A 12,187-nucleotide genomic window follows, 5' to 3' on the forward strand; every position below is an offset into this window, starting at 1 on the left:
GTCAAAGTATATAGTTCTATGTCACCCCTTTTCTAGTAAGCGCTATCATTTGGAAAATGTTAAATATTAAACATCAATATAATGACTAAACAGGTTAATAACAAGCAAGGAGTTTAAAATAGTGAAACTTTATGTTTTTTTTTATAATTTTTTGGAGAAAAAAAGTTATGCTTGTCGTTTTCTTTTTTTCAAAACAGCCATGGCACTAAACAGGAAGACCATCACAACAAGCATTATAAAGGCCACAAAAAACCATCCAATCCTAAAGGATCCCGTAACATCCAAGATGAATCCGAACAAGGGCGGTCCTATGATTACTCCCCATGAACCGACAGTAATACTGAATCCCGTAGCAAGTCCAGACTGATCAGATGGAACAAGTTCTGTTGTTGCATTCATCCAAATCCCATTAAATCCTGAGACACTCAAACCAAATACAAAAGCAATAGGAATCATCGTCCAGTAAGAAGTCCCCGCTGACAGAATCGCCACTAAAACAGATACACAAGCTGCCATTAAGGAAATCATGAATAGCACAATGATCCTTTCACCTTTGAATAGTCGGTCACTGATCACTCCCCAGCCAATCCTGCCAAATGATCCGCCAATTTCAGACACCACCAGTAATGTACCTGACAGAAATAAACTAATGCCAAGCCTTTCATATGAAAACAACACTAGATAAGTGTTTAAAATCATCTGCGAACCACTTAAAATTAGTGCCCCCAAAGTGACAAATAGCAAGGGCTTATTCTTCAACAAATTTTTAAAATTCTGCAAGGCATCGCTCTTCTTAGCTGGTGAATTAGTGCTTTTGTTCTCTTCGGGTTCTTTGTATGAAAAAAAAGTCAGTATCCCTACCGCTATCAAAATGGTGCTTGCCATTAAAATGGTCGGACGCCATCCCCAGTGGCCTGCAATTGGTAATAACACCAAAGCAGCCATGGCAGAACCAAACGTGACACCCATTTGCTTGATCCCCATAGCTGTCCCTCTTTTTTCAGCCGGAAACCAAAACATAATTCCTCGATTTGTGGCAGGGTGGGATGCACCATAGCCAATGCCTCCTGCCACTACAACCACAAGAAGTGGAATGAAAGAAGTGGTGAAGGACATTAGCAAAAAGCTCGCCCCCAGACAAATGGTCAACATCATAAGCAATCTTCTTGATCCCACTTTATCTGCCAGCAACCCTGCAGGTATTGAAACCAATGACTGCCCCAAGAATAAAGCTGCTGGCAGCATTCCTATTTGTGCTTTCGTTAAAGACAGATCCCCACCTATGACTAAACCTAATGGAGCAAGACTTCTTCCCACAAAAGCCACTAGAATTTGGATAAGCAACAGCCATCCTAGCATTTTCCAAGGTAATGTACTAGTATGCATGTATAACAACTCCGTCATTCAATTCATTCTTTTTCAAGACTAAATTATCAAATGCGCCTTGGCGTATTTGCGCCCAGATTTTATCGAGCTCTGCTCGATAAATTTCCTCTGAAAATCTGTGGTATCCGCCGGAGGCTTTGACTTTATTCAGCCGGGGTTTGAACCTCCACTGAATGGAATACCAATAGGTATTCTTCTCACCACTTACAGAAGTGGGAAATTTCTGCTGAATGAAGTTAAATTGAAGCACTAATTTATTTAACTTTATCAACTTTTTTCATTAAATAGCTAACTAAGTTTCATAAAGTGAAATCCAAGGAAATTTTTTCTTTACACATAGTGCTAGATAGCAGCGTCCAGGAATAGCTGACCACCTCTTTCCGAAAAAGTATAACATTGGGATGGTACGAAGGTAATTTTAAATATGAGACCCTGCAAAAAACAAACAGGAGGACACTTGCTCCTAAAAGCAATGTCCTCCAATTTCAACCAATCGGCCTCAACACAGCCCTCACCGGGCTCCCATCCGCCCCTTCAATTGCAAGAGGTAAAGCAATTAATTCATAATCGCCAGGTTCCACGTCGGTCAGCACGATGTTCTCCAAAATATAAACACCGTTGTCATTCAGCGAATGATGGGCATCCATCGTTTTGCTGTCAATCGCGTCAACAGACGGGCCGTCCGTTCCAAGCAGGCGAACGCCTTTTTCTTTAAGGAACGGGCCGATATTTTCGCGGAAAACTGTAAATTTTTCAGGAAAGCGGCCCAGATCCCTTCCATCCGAAGTTTTGAGAAGTAGACGCTCTACACCCTCCAAGCTGAACTGCTCCAGCTCTTCTTTGCCAACCATCTCACAACCAGTTACATCGACAACCCTGGCTTGCCCGACATAGATATTGACGTCCAGTTCATGAACTTTCTCTCCATTCTCGTCAAAATGGTATGGAGCATCAATATGCGTACCGGTATGGGCACTTGTTGTGAATTGTCCGATGTTGACCGACCCCGTCTGCTCTTTCGTGAAACTCAGTTTGAAGTTAAACGGCGTATCACCGGGCCAAACGGCCATATCGTTGGTCAAGGGCTGCGAAATATCAATCCACGGTTTGTTCTTCATCTCGATCACCATCATTCTAAAAAAATATGTATCCTTTATGTTCTATTTCTTCCATGTGGAAGAACACCTTTCAAGAAATTTAAAAAGGTGCTCTCGCCTTGGTTTATTTTCTCTTACTTAACAGCGGCTGCTTCACTTTTCACAATACCGCTGCGTGTAGAGAAGTCCGGAGCAAGTTCCCGGCTATTTGGCATTGTGAGCCACAATCTTAATAAGTGCCGCCTGCGTTCAGGCTCTTCGTAGTCTTCAAACAAAGTCCGCGAATGGAGGACAATGTTATTGTTTGCGAATTGGATATCCCCTGGTTCCAGCATCATATCCATACGGATATTTTCATCATGAAGAATGGAATCTATTAGATCAAATGCCTCCAGCTCCACTTTCGACAATGGAAAGCCCTGTTTTTCCTGTCCTGATTCGATATACTTCCGCATATATCTACAGCTTAATTTACCGTCGTAATAACTAAAAAGCGGTGACAAGCCCTGTGATTTTTCAACCCCTAGGTGGTCAAAGTAGAATGGACGGTATAGAAGTCCAATATACTCCGGATGCTTTTCCAATAATTCATTATATAGGGTAGCGGTGCTCGCGAGGCTGCTTAAACCACCTGATTTCGCCTTACGAAGTGACAACAGCCCGACAACATCAGATAAATCTGAGTGATAAGGAAGGTGTGAGTTTGTCTGGTAAACTCGTACTTTTTTGGTATCTAAGGCCCCTACATTTTTGACATGCCCCAAGAGGTCTCCCTTTGCATTTTGTGTTACAGGGATTCCCATGTGAAGTCCGAGTCCATAGTAAATGATGCTGGCTTCTTCATCAGTATACCTGTCAATCGGCAGTCCGCGAAGCAGCAAGAAACCTCTTCCGTCTTCCAGCTCCTCCGCAAAGTAGGCGATTTCATCAGACAGATCTTCAATCGGAAAATCCTCTTTCGTAAAATCAGGCGATTTTAACCCTTTTCCCTGAACCTTCTCTAGGGCATTTTCAAGTGATGCAATTGTTTTTTCGGACAGATAGTAGATCCAAGAATCATCTTTGGACAACTCCGATCCTTTCCAAGCCGAAGGCCCTTGAATCTTTTCCTTTAAAACCATTCCCATAATGAATCCTCCCTTTAAACAATTGATATTAACCTGAATTATGAAAGTAAAATTTAGTTTATAAATACAAAAAGGGCTCCAGCCTTTGGTATAATTGAGTTTGGGTAAAAAAAATACCCAAAGAAAGGAGCAACTTTAAGGTGAAGTTTACCAAGAAGCCATCCAGCCAATGATCAAATAGACAATAAGCTTGCGAAACAGAAACGTTGAATTTCCTTTTTTGATGGAATCAAAACAACGAAAAGTGCTTTCAATCTAGAATAGCTGTCCGTGTTGACAATTTTCTTAAGCATGCTAAAAATTCCATTTTCGTTTTGCTCGAGAAAATCATTGATACTCTTTTGTTGAACAAGCATCTGATAACCCCCCTAAGACCAATTTGTTTATAGTGAACTGCACATTATTATATCAGATTTTTATATTAATTCTGATATAATTTGCTTTTTTTGACCGAATGGCTAATCAAAAAGAGACACTACTTAGAAAAATACGAAACAGAATGAACAACTGCAATTATTTCAGGAGAACAAGACGATTTTGAGGCGGTTCTTTTTCAAAAAGCTAAAAAATCGCTTAAAATTGTGTAAAATATGGCAAGTGTATGGGCATGAAAGGGTTCAGCAGGTTTTAAACAGTATGATCGGAAATAATAATGTCAAAAATCCCATTGGAAATATCACCCATATTTTAAAAGCAAAGGGTCATCGGGAGGCCGGCGCCACCGCCTTGGAGCAGCTTCTCCCCCAGTTTGCGAGTACCCGCGAAAAATTTCCGGATTAGTATGTTGAAAAGAATTCCATTGAGCACTTACAGAAAGCCTTTCTCCTCAGTCAGGAAGAGGCATATGAAAACGTTTATTGATATCAAGGATACATTGTATTGAACAGCTTGGAATAAAAGACAGTGTTCCCGAACGAAGAGATGGACAAAGGCTGAAAGAGCTGCTCGAGATTCAAAAGAAGTATAAAAAGAACGCAAAACTAAGGAATGATTAACAATAACATTTTTGGTGTGCGAACCGTGATCAAAAAATCCTGATGACGGTTCTTTTGTTGTATAGTACAGCAATAGGCGCTTTTTCGTAATTTAAATGAATGTTAAGAATCATAGCAAGTCCGCTAAGGCTTATTCCCATGGTTTGTTCCACTGATCCTAAATCCCAACCATAAAGGAGAAGAATACAATGAGTCGATTAGACAATTACGAGATTCTAAATCAATTGAAATATATTGATGGTATTACAATTGCAGACAACAAAGGGATCATCTTGTTTACAATCAAATTTAATCCGCAATTTCACTCAGACATTCTTGAACATGAGGAGATAGTAGGAGAAAGCTTATTTTCAGTATTTCCTACTCTTAATGAAAAAACAAGTACATTAGTAAATGCGATGAAAACAGGTGGTCCTATTTTTAAAGATAAGCAAGAATTTGTTGATTTTAGGGGAAGAAAAATTGAAACCACGAATATTTCTTTACCAATCAAAGCTCATGGGAAAGTTATTGGTGCAATTGAATTATCGAAAGAAATAAGTAAAGAAAATCCTAATCTAAATAATGCAATCGAAATCAATTCAGAAATGTTTAAAGCGAATAAACGATTAGTCGAAAACATTCAACCTGAACGAGCAAAATATACGCTAAAAGACATCATTACGAATAACGAACAGATGAAAAAATTAAAACGCTTAACCGAAAAAATTGCAAAAGGAAGCTCACCTGTATTTATATACGGTGAAACGGGAACAGGAAAAGAATTATTTGCTCAATCACTACATAATGCCAGTAATCGTGCAGAAAAGCCTTTCATCGCGCAAAACTGTGCAGCAATTCCAGAATCCTTAATCGAAAGTATTTTGTTCGGTACAACAAAAGGTAGTTTTACCGGTGCGGAAAATAACCCTGGTTTATTTGAAATTGCGGAAGGGGGAACCATTTTTTTAGATGAGATTAACTCAATGCCAATTAATCTACAGTCCAAGTTATTAAGAGTTTTACAGGACGGATATGTTCGAAGGTTAGGAGATAAAAATATTAGAAAAATTGATGTGAGAGTAATTACAGCGTCCAATAAACGCCCAGAAGATTGTGTAAAAGATGGAGATATGAGACTTGATTTATATTACAGGTTGTGCGTAATGACACTGAACATTCCACCACTACGTGAGCGAAAAGATGATATTAAGCTTTTATTAGAATTTTTTATCTCTAAATATAATGATTTGCTACACAAGAAAGTGAACAGTATTTCGAAAACGGTGTATGATTTTCTTTTGAAATACAGCTGGCCGGGAAATGTAAGGGAGCTGGAACATATTGTTGAATATGCAATCAATCAAATAGATGACTGGGAAGATACACTTCAAATGAAAGATATTGAAGAGCGGATAAAAAACTTCATTCAACATAATGAAGAAGAGGTCCAAATTGAACCTTTGAAAGAAGCAGTTGCAAGATTAGAAAGGAAAATGATTGAAAAGGCGATTCATCAAACGAAAAGCAATGTATCACAAGCAGCGAAATTACTCGGAATTCCCAGACAAACCTTACAAAATAAAATCAAATTCTATGAAATTATGCCCAAAAGCTAACAATAAGGAAATAAACTCATGTCTACGGTGCCCAAATTATAACATTACCTGCCCAAAAGTTAACATCTTAATAAATTATTATAAAGAAAAGCTATCATTTCTTCTGTTTTTTCTACTTAAATCGACGAAATATGGTAATTTCTTTGGCATGCTTCTTGCTTTAATAAAAATGAAACATAATAGAATTGCTTTTTTACAAATATGAAACTGTATAGAGGGGTGTAAGTTGGGTGTAAGTTGGATGTAAAAGAGTCTTACATGAAATTAATTGTGACAAGGAAAGCACAGACGGTATTAACTTGCAGCATGCTTGAACATATTGAAACCGTGGAGGGAAGAAAATGATATTTGGTGTATTGAAAGACATTAAAGCGGGAGAGTCTCGAGTAATTGCCACTCCATTAGAAGTCGGAACTATTATAAGCGATGGTCATACAGTTCTTGTTCAAAAAGACGCTGGAATTCGGGCGGGATTCAGTAATGAAGATTATGAGGAGCAAGGTGCTGAAATAGTAGAGAAATTAGAGGAGATGTATGAAAGATCTGACCTTTTAGCAAAAGTGAAAGAAATTGAAGAGATTGAGTACAAACTACTTCGAGAGAATCAAATAATCTTCACCTGTATCCATCCAGCTGCTAATCCACAAGAAGTCCAAGCCATTCTTGACAGCAAGTGTATTGCATTTACAGCAGAAGATTCACATAGATTCGGCTCGGTGAACTGTGAAGCAGCAGGTAAACAAGGAGCTTTAATGGGCTTACAATCGATGCTATCGATAAATGGGGGTAAAGGGAAATTTGTAAGCGGGCTAGCGGGAGCACCTGGCATTAAGGTCCTTATCCTCGGAGGAGGGCTGGTCGGAAAGTCTGCATTGCAAGTTCTACAGTCGTTAGGAGCTTGGTGTACTGTAATGGATGTAAACTTTGGTACTTTAAGAGAAATTGGAAAGGTTTACAACGAAAAAGTAAATACTCAATTATCAACTAAGGAAAATATCAAAAAAATACTTCCGGAAATTGATATGGTCATTAATTGTGTGAAATGGCCAAAAGGAAGTAAGGATTATTTGATAGATAGAGACATGCTCAACCTTATGGAAAAAGGATCCGTCATTGTTGATATTAGCAATGATACCGAAGGGGCAATCGAGTCTTTCCGTGAAACCACTCATGATAGTCCCACATATATTGAAAACGGTGTTGTTCACTATTGTGTGGGCAACATTCCTGGGGCTATTGCAAATTCCACATCCGTAGCATATGCCGCTTCTGTATTAGGCCATCTTAGATCTATTCTAAACTTAGGTGTCACAGAAGCTTGTATTAAAGATGGCTTTTTAAGACGGAGTCTGACGGCATATAAAGGGTATCTCACACATGAAGAAACAAGTGCTATTCAAAACAGATCATGGATAAAACCGGAAGATATTCTTGATATTACGGATAAGAAATTGGACATTGCACCGCCCGCTACAGTTACAAGATCAAATAACTATCTAAAGCTATAATCTAAAAAGGGGGATACATTAATGACGTTATATACGCTATTGGTAGACTTCACTCTCGCTAGCATACTTATATTACTAAGTATGCTAGCGCGTTCAAAAATCAAGTTCTTGCAAAAGAATTTTATTCCAGCAAGTTTATTGGCGGGTTTTTTGGGTTTAGCGTTAGGTCCCGGATTCCTGAATATCCTGCCTTTTTCAGGGGAAATCGGTTCGTATGCAGGAGTCATCATTATTTTTGTGTTTGCTTCGGTAGGAATTAATGGATTCTCATTTTCCCCAGGGAATATGAAGAAAGACCTGAATAGAATGGGTGCATATGCTTCATACAAAATATTGATTATGTGTGTCATTATTTTTATTCCCATTGTATTTTCAATATTAGTCATTTCTAAATGGGTGCCGGAAATTAATTATGGTTTTGGATTACTCTTAGCAACGGGATTCTATGGTGGTCACGGAACAGCAGCTGCAGTAGGGTCAACTTTTGAAAGTTTAGGTTTTACAAACGCAACAGATTTAGCCATGACCTCCGCTACCGTTGGTATTTTAGTAGGTATTTTTGGTGGACTCATATTTATAAAAATGGCTACCAAAAAAGGATATACCCAATATGTTAAAGACTTCTCCCAAATATCAGAAGATATGAGGACAGGTTTAGTAAAGCCAGAGAATCGGCCTTCCATTGGGAAGGGGACGATTTCACCCATAGCGCTGGATCCAATAGCATTTCATTTGGGGCTTTTACTTATTCCATCCGGTTTAGGTTACTTGCTAAATACATATATTGCTGATACTTGGGGGCTCGACTTTCCAACATTTACAATAGCATTCATTGTTGCATTGGTCATGTATGCGCTTTTGGGTAAGGGACAAAAAGGTGTATATAAGTATGTAGACGAAGAAGTAGTAAATAGGTTAGGTAGTTCAGCGACCGATTACCTTGTATTTTTTGGAGTAGCCTCAATTAAGCTGCCTATCGTTCTTGAATATGCACTTCCACTTGGATTATTAATGCTTTCAGGCTTGATCATTGTTATTTTAATATTGTGGGTAGCTGGGCCTGCTATGAATTATGAAAGTTGGTTTGAACGTTCAATATTTGTTTATGGCTATGCAACAGGTGTCTTTGCGATCGGTCTGACCCTATTAAGGATAGTTGATCCAAGGAATAAATCTAAGACAATTACAGATACGGCTATTGTTGGTCCCCTTAATACGCCTATAGAGTTATTTGCATGGTCGGCTGGACCAGCCATGCTACTAGGAGGGCAACATTGGGCGTTTGTTGGCATTTTCGCTGTAATTTCTATCTTATGTATTGTAATATCTATCAAGTTTAAATGGTGGTACTGGAAAATACCTTTAGCGGGAAGACCGGATGCATCTGCACTTGATAGCGATGGAGTAAGCGTCAAATCCAATACTCAATCTATTCATAGATCATCATAAATCTAGTGAAATACGAAATAAGGGGAAATCGCTTGGCCAAGCCGATTTTGAAGGATTCCTATTGATGAAATTATAAATTTCCTAAAGCATTCTTTGACCTGATTTCGATCGATTAGTACAAAATATGACCCTAGCATAATATTGAGTTTTTGAACAATTTTATTGTCACTCAACAAAATCATCAAATGCGCCTTGGCGTATTTGCGCCCAGATTTTATCGAGCCTCCGCTCGATAAATTCCCTCTGAAAATCTGTGGCATCCGCCGGAGGCTTTGACTTTATTCAGCCGGGGTTTGAATCCCCACTGAATGGATTACCAATATGCATTCATCTCACCACTTATAGAAGTGGGAGATTTCTGCTGAATGAAGTTAAAAATTAGATGTAGCAACTACAAATAGACTCCCCGCTATTTTTACAGCGGGGAGCATTTATTTAGAGTACGAACGCCTCTCAGTGTTAAATCATTCGCCACTATGGTTTTGTCGGAAAACTGCTGTACGGTTCCCTGTTCGCATGCGGGCCTATCAGCACACAAAGACAATGGAATTTCTTTTTTTCTTTCGTCAAATTCAAATTTTTGAGAATGCTGGCGAGAATGAAACTGGCCCCGTCAAAACAACGGATAATCTTTGGCTTTTGTTGAGACCTATTTAGAACTGAATGAAGTAGAGGAGGAAAGTATGATGGCAGAAGTCAGAAAACTGCAGAAGCTGATGAAATACTAGAGTTGCCTATTTCTTAAGAAAAGGTCAGAAAGAGAAAAAAAGAGATTAACACTGCAAATGCAAGGATTAACGGTTGATTTGATCGCTGAAATTACTCAATTGGAATAGAGCGAAATTGAAAATCACTCCGTAACACGCTGTGAAGTTCCGCCATACATAAAAAAACAGGAGACACCGCCACCTATGGCAATGCCCCCTTTATTTATAGTTGTCTCAACACAGCCCTCACCGGACTCCCGTCCGCCCCTTTGATTGAAAGCGGCAAAGCGATCAATTCATAGTCGTCAGGCTCCACTTCGTTCAGCACGATATTCTCCAAAATATATACGCCATTGTCATTCAGCGAATGGTGGGCATCCATCGTTTTGCTGTCGACTGCATCAACAGACGGACCGTCCGTTCCAAGCAGACGGATGCCTTTTTCTTTCAAAAACAGGCCGATATTTTCTCGAAACACTGTAAACTTTTCCGGAAATCGGTTCAGGTCTCTCCCACCCGAAGTCTTAAGAAGCAACCGCTCTATGCCTTCCAAATCAATGTGCTCCAGTTCTTCTCTTCCAACCATTTCACAACCAGTCACGTCAACAACCCGTGCAGGGCCCACATAAATATTGATATCCAGTTCGTGCACTTTCTTCCCTTGCTCATCAAAATGGTACGGTGCATCAATATGTGTTCCCGTATGAGCGCTTGTTGTGATTTGACCAATGTTAACGGAGCCGGTCTGCTCCTTAGTAAAACTCAATTTAAAATTAAATGGCGTATCGCCGGGCCATACTGCCATATCATTGGTCAGCGGCTGCGAAATATCGATCAATCTTTGTTTCATATCCATCCACCACCATTTTCGAATTAGCTATTGTTTCGACAAATTCCGAGGAGTACCAGGCACCTAAATAACCCCTAGCATATTCAAGAACACTATGACAATCGTAATCGGCACCACCCATGTCATCAAAATACGCCAAAAGGAATACAATCCGATTGAGCCCGATCCATTCAACTGAAACTCTTCTTTTACGAGCTCTTTATCCATGCGATGGATAATGAATAGTGCGATGAGCAGGCTACCAAACGGCAGCATGATGTTACTGACAAGGTAGTCAGTCGCATCGAAGATGCTTTTTTCAAAAATCGTAAATTCCGCCAGGCTGCTTGAAGAAAGTGCAGCGGGAATTGCCGCAAGGACGATAACTAATCCTGCAATCCAGGTGACTGGCTTTCGTGAACGTTTCCCGTTCGATGTAAACGCAGCTACAATGATTTCATACAAGCTGAACGATGATGTCAATGTGGCAAATAAAAATAGGATTAGGAATAAACTCAGGAATAATTCGCCAAAAGGCATTTGTGCAAATACCGAAGGCAATACGATGAACAGCAGGCCAGGCCCCTCGGCCGGCTCATAACCGAACGCAAAGACAACCGGAAAAATCGCAAGGCCTGCGAGCAGGGAAACAAAAATGTTCATTCCAACGACAGAACCTGCAGAAGAAGTCAAACTCACATCTCTCTTTAAATAAGAGCTGTATGTCACCATACAAGAAAAGCCGACTGCAAGCGAGAAGAACGATTGCCCTAAAGCATATAGAAGAGATTTCCCAGTAATATTTGAGAAATCCGGCGCCAAGAAAAATTTTACTCCTTCCATCGCTCCGTCAAGTGTCAAAGCACGTACAACCAATATGATAAAAAAGATAAACAAAAGCGGCATCATGTATTTGTTCGCTTTTTCAATTCCGTTTTGGACACCCATGGAGATGACCAAAATATTGATTAAAGAAAATAACAGCAAGCCTAACAGTGTCACTCCAGGACTCCCAACGACAGAGCCGAACAATTCCGGATAATTGGCCCCTTCACCAATCACCTTTCCAACAACAGACCTTCCTGTATAAACCAACACCCAGCCGCCAACAACACTGTAAAATGAAAGCAGCAGGAAGCAACCAAGAACGCCTAGTCTTCCGACCCACACCCAAAAGCTGTCAGGAGCCAGCTTTTTATATGCACTGATGGCTTCAGCCCCAGACCCCCGGCCAATAATAAATTCAGAAACCAGCATCGGCAGTCCAATCAGCAAAGTAAATGCGACAAAGATAAGGAAAAAGGCTCCTCCACCGCTCATTCCAGTTACATAAGGAAATTTCCAAATTGCACCAAGCCCAATTGCGGCACCCGCCGAAGCCAAAATAAAGCCCAGTTTGGATGACCATTGATCTTTTCTCTCCTCCATTTGCTCTCCCCCTCCTCTAAACCTTCTGATTATTTTTGATCAAAACCATCATTAGCGTATAAA

General features: G+C 39.8%; 10 protein-coding genes. 3 read left to right on the forward strand and 7 right to left on the reverse strand.

Annotated elements, in window-relative coordinates; translation table 11 throughout:
- Positions 1–165 precede the first annotated feature (165 nt).
- From D5F11_RS23430 to D5F11_RS23450, 5 genes are all read right to left on the reverse strand, one after another.
- Positions 166–1,386, reverse strand: coding sequence for an MFS transporter (locus D5F11_RS23430; RefSeq protein ID WP_245998305.1), 1,221 nt, complete (start codon positions 1,384–1,386; stop codon positions 166–168).
- Positions 1,376–1,636 carry a hypothetical protein gene (locus D5F11_RS23435; RefSeq protein ID WP_221768462.1) on the reverse strand — a complete coding sequence of 87 codons (261 nt, stop codon included), beginning with the start codon at positions 1,634–1,636 and terminating at the stop codon, positions 1,376–1,378. The genes D5F11_RS23430 and D5F11_RS23435 overlap by 11 nt, the downstream gene beginning before the upstream one ends.
- 235 nt (positions 1,637–1,871) lie before the next feature.
- Positions 1,872–2,504 (reverse strand): arylformamidase, encoded by a 633-nt coding sequence (gene kynB / locus D5F11_RS23440; protein WP_120119135.1) that lies wholly within the window; start codon positions 2,502–2,504, stop codon positions 1,872–1,874.
- Between the two features lie 113 nt (positions 2,505–2,617).
- Complete coding sequence (locus tag D5F11_RS23445) at positions 2,618–3,610, reverse strand: TauD/TfdA family dioxygenase (protein ID WP_120119134.1); 993 nt, start codon at positions 3,608–3,610, stop codon at positions 2,618–2,620.
- A gap of 173 nt (positions 3,611–3,783) precedes the next feature.
- The gene (locus tag D5F11_RS23450; RefSeq protein WP_120119133.1) at positions 3,784–3,966 is read right to left on the reverse strand and encodes a hypothetical protein; all 183 of its coding nucleotides are present in this window, start codon (positions 3,964–3,966) and stop codon (positions 3,784–3,786) included.
- Positions 3,967–4,793: 827 nt separating this feature from the next.
- On the opposite strand from D5F11_RS23450, the gene D5F11_RS23455 reads away from it, so the two are divergent.
- The 3 genes from D5F11_RS23455 (at position 4,794) to D5F11_RS23465 (ending at position 9,160) form a co-directional block, all read left to right on the forward strand.
- The gene (locus tag D5F11_RS23455) at positions 4,794–6,203 is read left to right on the forward strand and encodes a sigma-54 interaction domain-containing protein (RefSeq protein WP_120119131.1); all 1,410 of its coding nucleotides are present in this window, start codon (positions 4,794–4,796) and stop codon (positions 6,201–6,203) included.
- A 341-nt stretch (positions 6,204–6,544) separates the two neighbouring features.
- Positions 6,545–7,711, forward strand: coding sequence for an alanine dehydrogenase (locus D5F11_RS23460; RefSeq protein WP_120119130.1), 1,167 nt, complete (start codon positions 6,545–6,547; stop codon positions 7,709–7,711).
- A gap of 21 nt (positions 7,712–7,732) precedes the next feature.
- Entirely contained in the window at positions 7,733–9,160 is a 1,428-nt protein-coding gene (locus D5F11_RS23465) for a sodium/glutamate symporter (RefSeq protein WP_120119129.1), read from the forward strand.
- A gap of 930 nt (positions 9,161–10,090) precedes the next feature.
- Here D5F11_RS23465 and kynB (D5F11_RS23470) read toward each other — a convergent pair.
- A complete protein-coding gene (gene kynB / locus D5F11_RS23470; RefSeq protein ID WP_120119128.1) occupies positions 10,091–10,717 on the reverse strand; it encodes an arylformamidase in 627 nt (208 codons plus the stop codon).
- A 63-nt stretch (positions 10,718–10,780) separates the two neighbouring features.
- Entirely contained in the window at positions 10,781–12,124 is a 1,344-nt protein-coding gene (locus tag D5F11_RS23475; RefSeq protein ID WP_120119127.1) for a sodium-dependent transporter, read from the reverse strand.
- Positions 12,125–12,187 lie beyond the last annotated feature (63 nt).

Origin of the sequence: Siminovitchia terrae (genome assembly GCF_003605405.2) — a bacterium.
Classification (GTDB): Bacteria; Bacillota; Bacilli; order Bacillales; family Bacillaceae_C; genus Siminovitchia; species Siminovitchia terrae.